We start from the raw sequence: 16,416 nt of genomic DNA on the forward strand, positions 1-16,416 counted from the left end.
TTAATAAAAAACGATAATAAATCAGCTTATGATCAATTAATTCTCATGGGTCAGTGGGTGAGGTTTCTTTGTGAATGGCTTCTGCGAGAGCTTTTACCAGCCTTCCAGCCGGCCTGTCTTCGCGCTCTAAAAGCACAACACGACGCATTTGATGAGGGTCACCGAATGGTAGCCGGAGCACGCCGTCAAGATGACTTACATCGCGAGAGGAAAGGGGGATGACCGCGACTCCTAGGCCGCTCGCGACCATCTGAATGATTGCGTCTTGACTATCGAGCTCCATGCTAGTTTGAACCTTAATCCGCGAACGTCGTAGTTCGCGCTCGATCGTTCTACCGGCCCAAGCACGTCGGTCGAAGCGAATGAAGGGATTCTCTTGCAAGATGCGCCGACAGTCCGATCCTGCCAGGTGTGCAGGAAAAATGACCCAAAAACCCTCTTGGTAGAGAGCGGTACTCACCAAGCCACTTGGGTGCGGCTTTACTGGCTCTGTAGTTATCGCTGCATCAAGCTCTCCAGACTCGATACGAGTGGCTAGCTCGGCAGACATTCCTGACGAAACGTTTATCCGCAGGTTTGGTTGCTCAAGACTTAGCCTGGCTAATGCTTTTGGCAGGACGCCTGCTAACGCTGTTTGTATGGCCCCTACCTTTAGTCGGCCTCGCAGCTCGCTGCCATCACCGAGATCAGAAGCGATGCTTTCATAAATTGCTAGTATTTCCCGGGCTCGCTCTACAGCTAAATGACCCGCTTCAGTGAGAACGGGTAGGCGTCGAGATCGATCAAACAGGGAGGCGTTGAATTCTTCCTCTAGCCCCCGGACGTGCAAGCTCACGGCAGATTGGGTGAGGTGCACAGCCTCAGCGGCTCTTGCGAACGAACCATGCTGTGCAATCGCCAATAAAGTGCGTAGAGCACGAAGTGACATGTTTGACCAACCTTAAAATCCGAATCGATAGGACGTAATAGCCATCCTATATAACAAATGCCGACTTCTAGGGGAGGAAATTCGAGTTTGGCGCTCACGTGAGCCTCAGATATCCCTCCGCCGCAGTAAGCCTATCGAAGCAGTGCAACTTCGTCTGACAAGAACTGGGACGTACACCGACGACGTTTATCAGTAGGAGGCATGCGTGGTGGTGTGTCACCGAGCCTGACGTTTTGCCAGGCGGGCTTGAGAAGGGCTTGGCTGATACGCCAAGACGGCTTTTGCACAGCGCGGGCGGCTTCACGCCAGCCTCAGCATGGAAGCTCTTTCTATAAACAAGGTATTCGGTATGAGGCAGCCACATTCGGCACGTGATCTAGGAGCTCGACTCGGTGGCGTATGGGGAGTGGCTCAGAGGCTTAGCATAGGATGTAAACCAGCTTTTTATCGCGGTAAACCTGCTGAGGTTACAGTGCAAAAAAACAGGGTTACAGCGCGCTTTTGGCGCGAGCTCAGACAGCCTTTGCCTGCAGGGCCCTTGTCATCAGGTTGATTCTACTGGACTGAATGCTCGCAACCCTTGGTCATAATCCTGACGATTAATCAGGTGACCCGTGATGAAACGCCTTCGGATCGCAACCTTCAATATCAATGGCATCAACGCGCGCCTCTCCAACTTACTGAGCTGGTTGGAGCGCGAGGCACCTGATGTTGTTTGCCTGCAGGAGCTGAAATCGCCAGACAAGTCATTCCCCGCCAAGGACATCGAAGCGGCGGGGTACGGCGTGGTCTATCAGGGGCAGACGTCCTGGAATGGCGTGGCAATCCTCGCGCGCGACGCGCAACCGTTGGAGATTCGTAGAGGGCTTCCCGGAGCCGAGGGGGACAAGCAGGCGCGATATATCGAGGCTGCTGCTCACGGCATCGTAGTCGCCTGTTTGTACCTGCCGAATGGCAACCCACGTCCAGGGCCTAAGTTTGATTACAAACTGGCCTGGTTCGAGCACCTGATCGAGCACGCCAAAAGCCTTCAGGCACTTGAGCACCCTGTGGTGCTTGCGGGCGACTTCAACGTGGTACCAACGGACTTCGACATCTACAACACCAGGTCGTGGTTGAAGGATGCGTTGCTGCAGCCTGAAAGCCGTGAGTGCTACCAGCGGCTCCTGGATCAGGGTTGGGTGGACAGCATTCGGCATCTTCATCCGGAAGAGCAGATCTTCACCTACTGGGATTACTTCAGGCACCACTGGCAGACCAATTCGGGCCTGCGCATCGATCATCTGCTGACCAATCCAGCACTTGCTCCTCATCTCGTCGCTGCGGGCGTAGATACCTGGGTGCGAGGTGAGGAACATCCGAGCGACCACACGCCGACTTGGATCGAGGTGGGCGGGCGGAAGCTGCCGCGTGGGCGTGTGGCGAAGGCGACAGGCTCGGGCAATCGGAAGACCAATCGTGCCGATGATCCAAACTCGCAAACAGCGCCGACAAAGGCAGGCGGAAAGACGAGTAAGGGAGCTAAGAAGGCTTCGGCCAGCAAGACTCCCGATACGCTTAAACCGCAGCTCGCCACACTCGTGGAGTCAGCACCGCCCGGTGAATGGCGCTACGAGATCAAATTCGATGGGTATCGCATGCTCGCTCGCATCATGAATGGCGAGGTGAAATTCTTCACTCGAAATGGCCACGACTGGACGGAGAAGCTACCCGCTCAGGCTGCAGCTATCGCGAAGCTCGGAGTCAAAAACGGGTGGCTCGACGGTGAGATGGTGGTTCCGAACGATAAGGGATTGCCGGACTTTCAGGCTCTGCAGAATGCGTTCGACTCAGGCCGCAGCGCGGACATCATCTACTACCTGTTTGACCTCCCATTTCTGGAGGGAAATGACCTACGTGATGCACCATTAGAGGAGCGTCGGGAGGCACTTTCTGATCTGCTGAGCGAGCCCAAGTCCGGATCGAAGATTCTACGATTCTCCGAGGATTTCGAAGAGGCCCCCGAGGCGCTTCTGAACAGCGCGTGCCAAATGCAGATGGAAGGCTTGATCGGAAAGAGGGTCAGCAGCGCTTACAGATCGAGGCGCAGCGATGATTGGATCAAGCTGAAGTGCAAGCGCAGGCAGGAGTTTGTTGTCGTTGGCTACACCGATCCCAAGGGCGCGCGCGCCAAGTTCGGCGCGTTGCTTCTCGCACTGCATGATCCGGACTCAGGTGAGCTGAAGTACACGGGCAAGGTGGGTACTGGCTTCAATGAAGCTAGCCTGAACTCGCTCTACGCCGAACTGCATCCGCTGGAGACGAAAGGGGTGCCTGTCACGAATCCTCCAAAGGGCCCTGATGCTAAAGGCGTGCACTGGCTTGAGCCTGTACTGCTTGCGGAGATCTCGTTCGCGCAGATCACCAAGGATGGGATTGTCAGGCATGCCGTGTTTCAAGGGCTTCGCGTCGACAAACCTGCGGTAGCTATCACCGAAGAGCAGCCTAAGAAGGTCGGTGCTCGGTCGGCGGCGAGCGATGCGAAGCCGGAACCTACCAGATCCTCTCGGCGCTCTGGGGCGCAGGTGCATCGAGTCACATGCGTTTAACTCACCCCGACCGCGTCATTGATTCCAGCAGCGGCCTTACCAAGCGGGATCTGGCGGAGTTCTACATACGGACGCTGGACTGGATCATTCCCCAACTCGCCGACCGCCCGGTGGCGCTTGTGAGGGCTCCTGAAGGCATCGGTGCGCAGCTGTTCTTTCAAAAGAATCCAGAGAGCCTGGCTATCCAAGGTATCGACTCGATCAGCAAAGCCCAGGCCGGCCATCCTGCGATGGTGATCAACAGCCCCGAAGCACTGCTAGGGGCCGTTCAAATGAGCACGATCGAATTGCATACCTGGAACGCTACGGGCGCTGATCTGAAACGTCCGGATCGCTTCGTGTTGGATCTCGATCCTGATCCGGCCCTGCCGTGGAAAAGCATGGTTGAAGCCACCCAGCTAACGCTTACGGTGCTTGATGAGCTAGGACTCAAGTCGTTCCTGAAAACCAGTGGGGGCAAGGGGATCCATATCGTTGTGCCGCTTACTCCGAAGGACAGCTGGGAGGACGTGAAGGCGTTCAGCCAGAGCATTGTGAAATATATGGCGCGGCTCATTCCTGACCGGTTTTCAGCCATTTCTGGCCCAAGAAATCGAGTGGGCCGTATCTTCATCGACTACCTGCGTAATGGCCTTGGGGCGACGACTATCTCTGCGTATTCGGTGCGGGCGAGAGAGGGCTTGCCGGTGTCCGTGCCGATCCATCGCGAAGAAGTGGGTGAGCTTAAAGCAGCCAACGCTTGGACTATCGTCAACCTCCACGAACGGCTGGATCAGCTGAAGGAAGACCCTTGGGCGGGGTTGCGCGATACGAAGCAGACTATTACCCGAGACATGCGCAAACGTATTGGTATGAAGTGAGCAGTAGGCGGTGGGTCAACCTGTGGCCACCTCGGGAATCGTCGCGATTGAGTCATGCTGGCAAGAGCTTTCGTCATGCCCATGGCCGTCCTCCGTAGACTCCGTCTGAAAACTGAGTGAGCGTGCGAGGCCGGACTTTCACTAGGGGCGGGTAGGCTCAGAAGCACTCGTACAAAAGAGCGCTACTTTGTTGCCGTCCGGGTCTCGCAAATAGCCCACAAAAAAGTTAGGACTGTAAGCCTCGCGAAAACCAGGGGCACCTTCATCCGCACCGCCATGGCGTAACCCCTCAGCATGCAGGCTTCTCACTTTCTCGTGTGTAGGTGCGCGAAAAGCAACCATGGTGCCGTTGCCAACTGTCGCCGGCTTACCGTCGTACGAGTGGTCACATGAAAGGCACCTGGGCCGTTCTCCTGATCCTCAATGCCGGGCATCGAATAGCACAGCTGCTTTTCCCAGCGCTCCACTTCGTACCCCAACGGCAACAGAATCGCGTTGTAGAACCTACCTGCAGCCGATAGGTCGTTCGAGCCGATCATTGTGTAGCTCAGCATGATTCGTACCTCCGGAATTCCTTAGGCCAAGCCCAAGTGTCATTCTCAAAGTGACTCCAGTACTTCCGCCTCAACAATCATCCTTTCCCGGATTTGGTTGAGCGCTCTGTATACGGCCTCTCGTTCATCGGGCGTAAAGCCCTCGCTCGAAAGATCCACCTCATTCGGTGGAGCGGTGTTGATGAGCGCAGCGGTGTACCTTTTCGCGAATGCTTGGATTTTTGCGCTCTCCATAGGGCATCTTGTAGTGGTCAACTTATACCGGACAGTGGGTTAAGTTTTTCTTCGGCCACCGCAGGTGGCAGTCCGTCGTTGAACTGATGCGGCCTGATCCAGTTGTAACGGTGCATCAGGTAATGACTGATGTCCCGTTGAGCTTCTTGAGCGGTTAGGTATCCGGTCGTTGGAACCCATTCCGACTTTAGGCTTCGGAACAGGCGCTCCATCGGTGAATTGTCCCAGCAATTACCCCGACGACTCATGCTCTGCTGCATTCGGTAGCGCCACAACCGCTGGCGGAACAGACGGCTGGCGTACTGACTGCCCTGGTCCGAATGGAACATTACCTGTTGTGGCTTGCCGCGTTGCTCGTAAGCCATGTCCAGGGCCTTGATGACCAACTCGGCATCTGGTTTGGCTGAGAACGCCCAGCCAACTACCCGGCGGGTATGTAGATCCAGCACTGCGGCCAAGTAATACCAGCGACCTTGCACCCAGATATAGGTGATGTCGCCACACCAGACCTGATTGGGTGTTTCCGTCGCGAACTCGCGATTCAGTCGATTGGGAATATCTGGTCGCTCAACCGTGGCCTGCTTGTAGGCGTGCGAGCCTGGTTGCTTGCTGACCAGGCCCAGCTCACGCATCAGCCGGCGCACACGAAAACGGCCAATCGTCTCGCCACTCTCGCGCAGCATGCCCAAGATGCTCCGACTTCCAGCCGAGCCTCGGCTCCGGCTGAACAACTGATTGACCTGGCTACGTAGCGCCACGCGGCGAGCATCGACACGACGACATCGAAGACGATGGGCGTAGTAGCAAGACCGCACCACATCGAAGGCTGAACAGACCACTTCCACCGACTCCTGCTCACTCAACTGGTCTATCAGCGCGTACGATTGAACTCGTCCGACATCAAGAGAGCGGTAGCCTTTTTTAGGATCGTTTTCTCTCGTTCCAGTCGGTCTATCCTGGCTTCCAACTCCTGGATTTTCTGCTGCTCGGGTGTCAGTGCCTTGCTTTTCGGCGTGACTCCCTGGCGCTCATCTTGGAGCTGTTTCACCCAGCGTCGTAATGCCGAGTCCACGACGCCCAGTGAACGGCAGGCCTCGACATGGCTGTAGCCTTGATCCAGTACCAAGGCCGCTGCCTCTCGCTTGAACTCTGCGGAAAACGTACGTCGTTGCTTGCTCATCAAACACCTCTTTCGCGGCGAGGATTTTCGCCTAAATCGGTGTCCGGAATCAGTAGACCACTACATCTCGATTTGTCTGCAAAGACAGAGAGGTTAGTCCAGTTCTGGGGCCTTTGGCGGCCACTACTTCTTCTGCCGATGTTCGGCCTCAACTAAGGGCAGCTGTCGGCCAAAAGTTGCCTGTTGACGTCCGCTAAAATCTATCTGGAGCAGCCCTTCGCTTCAGAGGGTAGGGGCTGAACATACACGGTAGGCCCTACATAGAGAGGGTGTGGCATGCTCAGTGCAGCCAGATGACGAAATCCATTGGGCTTGCGATTGGATCTGGATGGTGTCCGACCATCACAGCTTCTAGCACATTGATGATCTCTTGCGGCAATTGCCTCCTGGCAAACTCGTTCGGAGAGAGGATGGGGTTCGCAGGTGTGTCTGGCGTCCAATATGAACCGTAATCCAAATCAGACATGATGTGGCTAGGGCGGCGCCCGGCAAGTGCTCTTTGTAAGAAGGTTTGGTGTTGAGTTGTGACAACTCCAGAGACGTGCGCAAACTCCACCACTTCCCCGTCTTTACGATAGTAGCTGGCCGAGGTGAGTAGGCCGCATATTTCATTGGACAGCGGTGACACAGCCTCGAACATTCGCTCCGTCCAGCAGACTACGAGCAAGCCATAAGTTGGTACGGAAACTTCTCCAAAACTTGAAAACTTTCTTTCAGCGCTGACGAGGAAGTCCTTCAATTTATTGTCCAGCGGAAGCGCTGGCTCCGCTCCAGAGAATTCTGAAATAACATCCTTGAATCCAGGAATCCTCGCCGGGAGTTGTTGTGTTGCCGAGCGGTTTTTAAGCTCGTACTCATACAGCGAAGGGCACTTCACCTCTACCAATACGCGCCATTCTGGCCCCTCAATCATAAACTCGGGATTAGCTTTGCCTATGTCCGTAGGCTCCCAATCGAGCTTGAATCCTTCATCAGCGGGAAAGGCGTCGATGAACCTTTTTCCGATGATTAACTCGCAAAGCGCTTGAATAATCTGTTCATACACCGCTCGATCTGTCCCGCGTAGGGACGAAATCTTCTTGACCGTGGCGCAACCCGCTCCTGGGCATAGGTCTTCTAAAACGCATATCAGTTCGATGAATTCCTGTGCGAACTCGTTATGGGCGGCGAAATGGAAGTCCAAAAAATGACGTCCCTCTCCGCCAAAGATTGCGGCGTCAATTTTTTCACGCATCGCCAGAAAATTCTTGTGCGTCATGTCTTTAATGTCTGCTGAGCGGCGGATATTCGGATGGTGACGATAGCCTACTCGAAATTTCGACGCCCCACAGCCTGCTTCTGGCCGATTGCCGTTGACGATGTACTGCTATCGGCCAATAGTAGGGGCGTGGGAGACTGTCAAACTGATTCGTCTCGTTAAGTCCTTCTAAATGGCTATGCTGATAAGCCCTGCTTGCAATAGCGCTCAATCAGTTCGCATAACTGATCTACATTGCCGGCCGGAACAAACAAACTTACTGACCAACCGTCTGCACCTCGGCGTTGACTAAAAACCTGATAACCAATGTATTCACCACCATAGCGGTAACGGCTAATTAGCAGTGTACCGTCACCGTAGGTGAAGTCTGGCGTTTTGGAAATATGCAGCTTTTGATAGGGAGCGTCAGGGTCAAAATATATCGACTCAAAAAGTCCGGCTTTGTCTAATCGCTCAAATGCAAATTTGAGGTCACCCTGGTAGCTATAGTCGCTTTTTTCACGCTCACGGATCGCAGCGATGGGCTGGGTTTTTACTATCCCGTAATCCATTTCTTTTAACAGATGATCCCAGCCCTTCTGCTTGGCTATATCACTTGGTGTTTCGCCATGGGCATTTTCCCGATGCACATTCACCATACCTTGCAGTGCCTCAAGAATGCCTTGGCGCCGAGGGCAACCATACTCATTTAGCGTCTCCGGGAAGTTCGCTTTCATCAGAGCGGTTGCCAAAGTTTCTCCTTCCTTGGTTAAGCCTTCCAGGATCTCTGGAGCTATAGCCTCCCATGGAATGGCGTAGGGATCGCCCATCTGAACAAGCGTGGCCAGCGCATCGGTACTGTGCTGACTGAGCATTTCTGCGTTAATGCGCTTGAACGCTTTCTTCGGCACGTAAACAACGTTGATAGAGTCCGCCCCAGCGAAGTACAGAAAATTTCCGGCAAGCTTCTTTTTGCAGTGTTTCTGGAGCGCATCAAAGAAGCGCTCGTCAATGTAGGTGCCGCTCTCATGTTTGAAATGAAGCGAGTAAGCTTCCTGCCGCTGAGTAAATGTGAGACTGAGTTTTTCGTTGCGACCGACATTGATTTGAATGTCGCTCGGCGACAGCTCTCCATTACTAATAACGGCCAAGCGGGCAAGCAGCCCTTCATAGCTCGCAGGCTCATCGATGATGTCTGGCTGCAATGACTCGGTGTTGGCGGGAAGTAATTCGCGGAGTATTTCTGCAAGGGACGCCTTTTCTCTAGCCTTACTGGGCACTCGACCAGAAAAGGCTTTGGCCTGGCGCAATATATCTACGACGTGTTCGAGGGTATCCATTTTATATCTCTATCGGTACGGAATTTTTTGCCGTTAGAAAGACCGACTCTCATGAGTCGGTGGTGTCGTTATAAAGACTGTCAATCGCGCCACTATTCATTGGCAAGTTAGAAAGTGACTGCGGGAATACCTATTTTTGATCGCGATCATGTGAGGATAAGCACTCGGAGAGTGCGTTACCTCTATGAGTCATAGCCACTCCGAATCACCACTGATTTTGTAAGCGTTTAATAACTGCTTCTGGCCGGTAGCATCCTATCGTCCCCGGCGGCTATCGGGCAGGACGGACGTTAAGAGTGATAAAAAATCTGCCCATTCCTACCGGAGCTTTCTTAAGATACTGTAGACAGATATTCAACGACGGCTTCGTGGCCATAAGCCCTTGCAAGATTTATTGCCGGAGCATCGTATGTCAGTTCTCTATCTATGCCAAACCTGGGAGACTTGATATATGCAGTGTCAAGTTTCACACCCCTCCCCACCAGCATTTTTACAATCTCAAGATGTCCGTTCGCCGCAGCCTCGGCTAGCGGGCTGCTAGGTGTCTGGCTATATAAGGGCAAAGATATCTTCATGTCGCCCGCTCCCGTAGGCGGCAGATTACAAGCCTCGAAAAGTTCTTCTGATGCGCAGAATGCGAAGCCTTTCCCAGAGTAAACAATATATTTCGACGAGTCGGTGGCATGCACATCTGCCCCCAAACCAATAAAATACTCTACCAAGTCAATATGATTATGCTCGCATGCGGTAGACAACATAGTCCGATTATTATCAACCAGATCAAGTATGCGTGGCTCAATTCGCAACAATCGCTCAATTACACTAACCATTCGATGCTTAACAGCAGGTATAGCCATGTGGTAAGGATACTCTTGGGTACTACCTTTCTTCCTGCCTGCGTCCAGGCTATCTAGTAAATATTGCGCAATCTCTTCATGACCATTTTCTGCAGCCAATACTGCTGCGCGAACCAGCGTCTTTTTGTCTTTTTTAAACTCTACAATCAGTTTGACAATATCCAGTCTTCCTTGACGCGCGGCTTCACCTAGCGGGCGATCATCTTTGCCTATCCTGCCGTATCGATCTTTTACGTAGGGGTTGCACAATCCAGAGCCAACGAGCGCTTCGCAGCACTCGTAATTACCACTGATAACTGCGATTAATAGCGGGGGTTCGGTATGACGTTTCTTGTTTGGATCGAAACCTTTACTGATCATAAGGCGAATCATATCAGCCTTCCCCAATAAAGCAGCCTGGGCCACAGCAGCTGTATAGGGGAAGAGCGCCTGCACATGCTGTAGCGAAAATACGTTGTCAGCAATCTTCAGGGCATTTTTTAATGCGATAACTTCTGGAACTGTCCAGTGATAGAAATTTATACTTTCAGGATTATTGCTTAGAATATCTCCAATCCATGAGCCATTAAAGTTATGACCCAAGAAAAGACCTTGTTCAAGAAGGGAGTTGAACTTTTCGGCATCATCCGTGGCTATGGTTTTGAATATTTCCTCTTCCAGTTCATCGGTTACTTCCAGAAGACTCTGAGGCCCGTGTTTCAACATATCTGATCCTTCCATAGAGGTGATTATCGACTGACACTACTTCGCCTTCCGCGTGGCTCGCGCATCAATCAACAGCTATTTCCTGAATATCCGCAAGCAACCCAGCTAAGGTAGCTGCCAGTTTCGTGGATCGTGGCAGAGAAACGAACAGCTATCTCTATTTCCACTTATGACGAACGAAGCAACCCACTAGATTGTGTCCGAACGGAGATTTAGATCGGAAGCCTGCTGATCCTAGCGAGAAATTTGCCACCAGTACGAGGCCCAAATCGCATTATTAAACTCGACGCTCCGCCTAAAAGAACGCAGTCAGACCAGTTGTAAGCCAAACGTCCGCTGTTGGCCGGTTCCGGCCATTCGGGCGGGTTATATGAGAGGGTCTTACACTGTTGGCGTCAGTGAAAATTCCTGCTCCTCACATCCAGCCCCTTCAGTAAATCACTCCTATCTGCCAGATGCCCCGCGATCAAATGCACCACACCTTCCTGATCCTCCAGCTTGCCCTTCACCTGCAGCAGCTTGGAATGCACCAGAGCCGATCGATACTGCTCAGCCAAGTCCTTCCATACGATGACGTTGGTCATGCCGAACTCGTCTTCCAGGGTCACGAAGGTGACGCCGCTCGCAGTCGATGGCCTCTGCCTGCCGGTGACAATCCCGATCACGGTGACGTGATTACAGTCTCCCATTTCCTTCAGATCCTGCGAGCTCTTTGCACGCATCTTCTTCAGCTGAGCTCTGAGCAGCGCCATCGGATGCGGGCCCAGAGTCGTACCTGTCCGCGCATAATCCGCGTGCATGTTTTCCACGACGCTAGGCTCTGGAATCGCTACCGGCTTCTCATCGGGCTCCTGGGCAAACAGAGGTAGCGGCTGCTGCACCGCTGCAATTTCCCAACGCGCCGCATGGCGGTGCCCTGCGAGGTTCTTCAGCGCATCAGCTTCAGCGAGGAGCTCGCGCGCCTTGTGATCCAGCCCCGCGCGCAGACAGAGGTCGCCTACGTCGCTAAAGGCCTTCGCCTCCCGTTCGACCTGAATCCTTCTGCCCACGGTTTCAGCAAGTCCCCTGATCATTCGCAAGCCCATTCGCAGCGCCGGCAGTCGGCGATCCAGCGCTTCCAGGGTGCAGTCCCAATCGCTCACCGTCACGTCGACAGGGCGGATCTCAACGCCATGCCGGCGAGCATCCTGGAGTACCTGGTCAGGACTGTAGAAGCCCATGGGCCAACTGTTGATGAGGGCGCAGGCATAGGCAGATTGCTCATGACATTTGAGCCAGCAGCTCGCGTAGGTGAGCAGGGCGAAACTGGCCGCGTGCGACTCCGGGAAACCATAGCTGCCGAAGCCTTTGATCTGTTCGAAGATGCGAGCCGCAAACTCCTCGCTGTAGCCTCGTTCGAGCATGCCTTGGCGCAACCGGATCTGATGTGGTTCCAGCCCTCCATGGCGCTTCCAGGCGGCCATCGATCGACGAAGCTGATCGGCCTCGCCAGGTGAGTATCCCGCCGCGACAATCGCCAGGCGCATGACCTGCTCCTGAAACAGCGGGACACCGAGCGTGCGCTCGAAAACGTCACGCAGTTCTTCGCTTGGGTACGTCACTTCCTCCTCACCATTGCGGCGCCGCAGGTAGGGATGAACCATGTCGCCGACGATAGGGCCGGGCCGCACGATGGCCACCTCGATCACCAGGTCGTAAAACGTCTTTGGCTTCAAACGCGGCAGCATCGACATCTGTGCGCGCGACTCGATCTGGAATACCCCGAGAGTGTCCGCTTTGCTGATCATCCGGTACGTCGCTGCATCCTCGGGTGGGATTGTCGCGAGCGTTAGATCCCTGCGTTCGTATGTGCGCAGGAGATCGAGGCAGCGACGGATAGCGCTTAGCATTCCCAGAGCCAGCACATCGACTTTCATGAGGCCCAGGGCATCGATATCGTCTTTGTCCCACTGAATGATCGTACGGTCTTTCATCGCCGCATTTTCGACAGGCACGAGCGTCGAGAGCGGGTGTTCTGAGATCACGAAGCCACCCGGATGCTGAGACAGATGCCGGGGAAATCCAACGAGCTGCTCAGTAAGGATCAACACCATCCTGACCTGCTTATTTTCCGGGTCAAACCCGGCCTCCTGGAGGCGCTGGGCGGGTGGCAGTTGATCGCTCCAGCGTCCGCAGCAATTCGCTAATGCCGTGACCTGATCAGGCTGCCAACCAAGCGCTTTCGCAACGTCTCGGATCGCGCCGGCAAAGTGGTAACTGCTGGCCACGGCGGTCAGAGCCGCACGCTCTCGACCGTAGCGATTGAAGATGTACTGGATCACTTCTTCTCGCCGCTCGTGCTCGAAGTCGACATCGATGTCTGGCGGCTCATTTCGCTCCTTCGAGATGAAGCGCTCGAACAGCATGGCCATCCTAGTCGGATCCAGTTCAGTGATGCCTAGCGCGAAACACACTGCGGAGTTGGCGGCTGAGCCGCGCCCTTGGCAGAGGATATTTTGGCTGCGGGCGAAGCGAACGATGTCATGTACGGTGAGGAAGTAGCTTTCGTACTGGAGCTCCTCGATCAAGCCAAGCTCGGCTTCGATCTGGATTCTCGCTTTGGGCGACATACCATCCGGCCACCGCCACGCGGCACCTTCGTAAGTGAGCTCGCGCAACCAGGCGGCTGGCGTTTTTCCCTGCGGGACTACCTCATGTGGGTACTCGTACTTCAGCTCGCTTAGGTCGAACGTACAGAGCGAGGCGATACGAACTGACTCGGCTAGAAGATCTGACGGGTAGAGGTCGGTCAGGGCGGGTATAGGGCGGAGATGTCGTTCCCCATTTTGAAATAGGTGTCCGCCTGCTTCAGCAACGATGCAGTGGTGTCGGATGGCTGTCATCGTGTCTTGGAGAGCCCGGCGACCACGCACATGCATGTGCACGTCTCCCGTCGCTACCACGGGCATCTGGAGGGCTTCGCCCAGGCTGATCAGCTCCCTGAGCTTCTGATCGTCGTCCGCATCCCTATGCAGCTCTACACCAATCCAGGTGCGCCCTGGAAAGCGCTCTGCCAACCATTGACCCTGGTCAACCTCACGATTCGCGCCTGGAATCCAGATAGCTACAACCCCATGGTTGTCGCCATCCAAATCTGCCCGGCTGAGTTCGTACTGTCCTTTCGGGCTACGGCGGCGTCCGGCTGTGATGAGTGCGCAGATCCTTTGGTAGCCAGCCAGGTTCTGAGCGAGCAAAACGAGCTTGGGGCCGTCGGCTAGTCTTACCTCAGTCCCTGTGATCAGCCGGACGCCGGATTCCTTGGCGGCTTGCCAGGCTCGGACAATGCCCGCCAAGGAACACTCGTCAGTGATTGCCAGTGCCTCGTAGCCGAGTTGGCCGGCTTTTTCGAAGAGCTCCTTGGCGCTTGAAGCGCCACGTTGAAAGCTGAAATTGCTGAGGCAGTGGAGCTCGGCGTACTGGACTGGGGGACGAGTGGAAGTGTTCATTGCTAGCAGGTTTTACTGTATGGATATACAGTTTTGCTGCTGACTCAAAAGCGGGTCAATCGGATGCCGACGAGAGGAAATTGAGATGTGCGGAAGACTCGCCCAGTACCGGGCGGCTCAGAAATATCTGGCGTCACTTGGATTGGACGCGCGCCCCCTTAGCCGCGTGGCCGGAGAAGATATCGCGCGCTACAACGTGGCTCCGCACTCGCAAGTCGATCTGATTAGGCCGACTGCTGACGGCTACATCTGGACTGCAGAGAAGTGGGGATGGACGCCAGCCTGGGATACCGAGCCTGCAGGGCGGGACATCAACGCGACGAGGGAGAAGGCAGCCAAGAGTAAGTACTTCCGGCAGATCTGGCCGCACCGGGCCTTGGTTTGTGCTGACGGTTGGTACGAGTGGTGCCTGGTTGACGGTGAGAAGGCCAAGCAGCCGTACTACATCCGCCGCTCAGATGATGAGCCTCTTTTTCTGCCAGCCATTGGGCAGTTTTCAGAGGAGGGCGTTGAGCCGGGAGGGCGCGAGGGCTTCAGAATCATCACCGCTGACTCTGAGGGCGGCATGCTCGATGTCCATGATCGACGACCCGTGGTGTTCAGCGCAGAGGACGCCAGGCTGTGGCTTTCAGATATTGGCTCTAAAGGAGCTGATCAGCTGCTCCAGGAGCGCGCGCTGCCCGTTGCTGAGTTCGCGTGGTACCCAGTAAGCCGTGCTGTCGGCAGTGTTCGAAACGAGGGGAGGGGACTGATTGATCCCTGGTGTTGAATGAAGGTGTCCGCCGTGCACATCCCTGCCATGTCTCATGTCGAGAACCATTGCTCTGAAGAAAAAGTTTGAGTGTCTTCAGATCCTGAGCATTTTCACCTTGACGGAAACTACGAATTCCATAGGATTCGCAGCCACAAGGCTGTGGTTTCTGACAAGGATTGTTGATGCGATACCTCTTTGGCTGCCTCGGCTTGACCTTGGCGCTTCTTCCCGTAACGGCCTTCGCGCAGAGTACCGAAGGCTCGTCCGCCACTAGGGCGAGTCTGCTCTCGGTTTACACCCAGGCAGCCATGAACGATGCTGAGCTGGCGGCTGTACGCCATGAGTATCGGGCGCGCACCGAGGCGACCCCTCAGGCTCGTTCGGGGTTGCTGCCGAGCATCACTGCCGGAATGGTTAGCGAGTCGACCCGGCTCGATAGAGATAGCCCTTCGCTCATTCGCTCGCGCAGCGGCAATACTTTTCGTGCAAGCCTTACCCAGCCACTTTTTCGCCTTGATCGCTGGTTTGAGCTCAAGGCTGCCCAGGCAGATGTCGCCCAGGCGGAAATGGAACTCGCAGCCAAGGAGCAGGCGCTTATTCTGAAAGTGGCGGAGGCGTATTTCGAAACCCTTCGCCAACTGGATGCGCTCGCCGCTTCGCGTGCTGAGGAATCGGCTCTGCTTGAGCAGCAGGCCCAGGCGCAAGGGCGCCTGGAGGGTGGTGTGGCCAGCATCACCGACGTGCTCGATGCGCAGGCTGCTTATGATCTAGCAAAAGCGAATTCCAAGGTTTTCCAGCGTAACGTCGAAGAGGCCTTCGATGTCCTATATCGCCTGACCACACGCGAATACGCCCTTATCGATGGTGTAGACCATTCGATGCCGGTAGACCCTCCAGTCCCCAACGATGCGACAGCGTGGGTCGATTCGGCTATCGAGCAAAACCTCAATCTACTTGCGACCAACCATGCCGTTACGTCGGCGGAAGAAAGAGTCAGGCAGAGCAAGTCAGGGTTTTCGCCTACCGTCGATGTGGTTGCCTCTTATCGAAAAGGCGACAACGACAGCTTCGGCTACAACAACCCCTCTGATTTTGGTCGCAGCGATTATCGCGATGATGTCGCGCAGAGCAGCATCGGCATCGAGCTCAACATCCCTCTCTACAGTGGCGGCGTGACTCGTTCTCAGGTGCGTCAATCGGTAGAACTCCTGGCTAAGAGCGAAGATGATCGCGAGAACGCCAGGCGTGAGGTGGTTCTGCTGACCAGAAGCTCTTATCGGGCGATCAATGCTGGTGTAGAGCAGATTGCAGCACGTCTGCAGGCGATTAAGTCGGGCCGGATGTCATTAGAAGCCAACGAAGTCGGCTTGAGGGTTGGAACTCGCAACATGGCCGATGTGCTGAATGCTCAGCGGCAGCTCTACGCGGCGGTTCGGGATTACAACAATTTTCGGTATGACTACATCATCGATAATTTTAAGCTCAAGCAGGCGGCGGGGATGCTGGCTGTTGGTGATCTCGAAGAGTTTTCCGGTTATTTGAAGTCGGATTACGATCCTGATCGTGATTTTCTGCCAGCTGCAAGCTTGGACTTAAATCAATCGAGCGGAGGGCTGTAAACGCCTTTCCTGCAGATGATCCCTCGTGAATGTTTCAGCGCTTATGGCGACCAGATTTGTGGGCAACACCTCCGA

Annotated in this window: 10 protein-coding genes and 2 pseudogenes; 5 read left to right on the top strand and 7 right to left on the bottom strand. The window is 54.8% G+C overall.

The window, feature by feature from the left end; translation table 11 throughout:
- Positions 1-43: 43 nt before the first annotated feature.
- A complete protein-coding gene (locus tag SA190iCDA_RS11730; RefSeq protein ID WP_083329845.1) occupies positions 44-928 on the bottom strand; it encodes a LysR substrate-binding domain-containing protein in 885 nt (294 codons plus the stop codon).
- A 617-nt stretch (positions 929-1,545) separates the two neighbouring features.
- Here SA190iCDA_RS11730 and xth point away from each other — a divergent pair.
- The 3 genes and pseudogenes from xth to ligD (SA190iCDA_RS23445) form a co-directional block, all read left to right on the top strand.
- Positions 1,546-2,331 (top strand): annotated as a pseudogene (gene xth, locus SA190iCDA_RS23240) (exodeoxyribonuclease III); the annotation flags it as partial.
- A gap of 219 nt (positions 2,332-2,550) precedes the next feature.
- A pseudogene (gene ligD, locus SA190iCDA_RS23440) lies at positions 2,551-3,516 on the top strand (non-homologous end-joining DNA ligase); the annotation flags it as partial.
- Positions 3,507-4,376: a non-homologous end-joining DNA ligase gene (ligD, locus tag SA190iCDA_RS23445; protein ID WP_419203647.1), complete on the top strand. Its 870-nt coding sequence runs from the start codon at positions 3,507-3,509 to the stop codon at positions 4,374-4,376. The pseudogene ligD (SA190iCDA_RS23440) and the gene ligD (SA190iCDA_RS23445), both read left to right, overlap by 10 nt.
- A gap of 305 nt (positions 4,377-4,681) precedes the next feature.
- On the opposite strand, the gene SA190iCDA_RS11740 is transcribed toward ligD (SA190iCDA_RS23445), so the two are convergent.
- From SA190iCDA_RS11740 to SA190iCDA_RS11765, 6 genes are all read right to left on the bottom strand, one after another.
- Complete coding sequence (locus tag SA190iCDA_RS11740) at positions 4,682-4,930, bottom strand: hypothetical protein (RefSeq protein WP_236100843.1); 249 nt, start codon at positions 4,928-4,930, stop codon at positions 4,682-4,684.
- A 251-nt stretch (positions 4,931-5,181) separates the two neighbouring features.
- Positions 5,182-6,344, bottom strand: a protein-coding gene (locus SA190iCDA_RS11745; protein WP_139159584.1) for an IS3 family transposase whose coding sequence is annotated in 2 segments (ribosomal slippage) — positions 5,182-6,089 and positions 6,089-6,344 — 1,164 coding nt in all. Because the reading frame shifts where the segments join, the coding sequence is not laid out codon by codon here.
- A 280-nt stretch (positions 6,345-6,624) separates the two neighbouring features.
- Positions 6,625-7,602 carry a hypothetical protein gene (locus tag SA190iCDA_RS11750; RefSeq protein WP_070888311.1) on the bottom strand — a complete coding sequence of 326 codons (978 nt, stop codon included), beginning with the start codon at positions 7,600-7,602 and terminating at the stop codon, positions 6,625-6,627.
- Positions 7,603-7,778: 176 nt separating this feature from the next.
- On the bottom strand, positions 7,779-8,921 hold the full coding sequence (locus tag SA190iCDA_RS11755) for a hypothetical protein (protein WP_070888310.1): 1,143 nt from the start codon (positions 8,919-8,921) through the stop codon (positions 7,779-7,781).
- A 332-nt stretch (positions 8,922-9,253) separates the two neighbouring features.
- On the bottom strand, positions 9,254-10,483 hold the full coding sequence (locus tag SA190iCDA_RS11760; RefSeq protein WP_170834009.1) for an ankyrin repeat domain-containing protein: 1,230 nt from the start codon (positions 10,481-10,483) through the stop codon (positions 9,254-9,256).
- 395 nt (positions 10,484-10,878) lie between these two features.
- Positions 10,879-13,968, bottom strand: coding sequence for an error-prone DNA polymerase (locus SA190iCDA_RS11765; RefSeq protein ID WP_070888309.1), 3,090 nt, complete (start codon positions 13,966-13,968; stop codon positions 10,879-10,881).
- An 85-nt stretch (positions 13,969-14,053) separates the two neighbouring features.
- Here SA190iCDA_RS11765 and SA190iCDA_RS11770 point away from each other — a divergent pair, with 85 nt between their 5' ends.
- Positions 14,054-14,737, top strand: a complete 684-nt coding sequence (locus SA190iCDA_RS11770; protein ID WP_070888308.1) for an SOS response-associated peptidase family protein — start codon at positions 14,054-14,056, stop codon at positions 14,735-14,737.
- 167 nt (positions 14,738-14,904) lie between these two features.
- Entirely contained in the window at positions 14,905-16,341 is a 1,437-nt protein-coding gene (locus SA190iCDA_RS11775; protein WP_070888307.1) for a TolC family outer membrane protein, read from the top strand.
- The last annotated feature ends 75 nt before the right edge of the window (positions 16,342-16,416 follow it).

It is taken from the genome of Pseudomonas argentinensis, from assembly GCF_001839655.2.
GTDB classification, from domain to species: domain Bacteria; phylum Pseudomonadota; class Gammaproteobacteria; order Pseudomonadales; family Pseudomonadaceae; genus Aquipseudomonas; species Aquipseudomonas argentinensis_B.

Coding starts and splice junctions, on each gene's coding strand:
- SA190iCDA_RS11765 (WP_070888309.1), bottom strand. CDS start 13,968: ATGAACACTTCCACTCGTCCCCCAGTCCAGTACGCCGAGCTCCACTGC.
- ligD (WP_419203647.1), top strand. CDS start 3,507: ATGCGTTTAACTCACCCCGACCGCGTCATTGATTCCAGCAGCGGCCTT.
- SA190iCDA_RS11730 (WP_083329845.1), bottom strand. CDS start 928: ATGTCACTTCGTGCTCTACGCACTTTATTGGCGATTGCACAGCATGGT.
- SA190iCDA_RS11755 (WP_070888310.1), bottom strand. CDS start 8,921: ATGGATACCCTCGAACACGTCGTAGATATATTGCGCCAGGCCAAAGCC.
- SA190iCDA_RS11775 (WP_070888307.1), top strand. CDS start 14,905: ATGCGATACCTCTTTGGCTGCCTCGGCTTGACCTTGGCGCTTCTTCCC.
- SA190iCDA_RS11770 (WP_070888308.1), top strand. CDS start 14,054: ATGTGCGGAAGACTCGCCCAGTACCGGGCGGCTCAGAAATATCTGGCG.
- SA190iCDA_RS11750 (WP_070888311.1), bottom strand. CDS start 7,602: ATGACGCACAAGAATTTTCTGGCGATGCGTGAAAAAATTGACGCCGCA.
- SA190iCDA_RS11760 (WP_170834009.1), bottom strand. CDS start 10,483: ATGTTGAAACACGGGCCTCAGAGTCTTCTGGAAGTAACCGATGAACTG.
- SA190iCDA_RS11740 (WP_236100843.1), bottom strand. CDS start 4,930: ATGCTGAGCTACACAATGATCGGCTCGAACGACCTATCGGCTGCAGGT.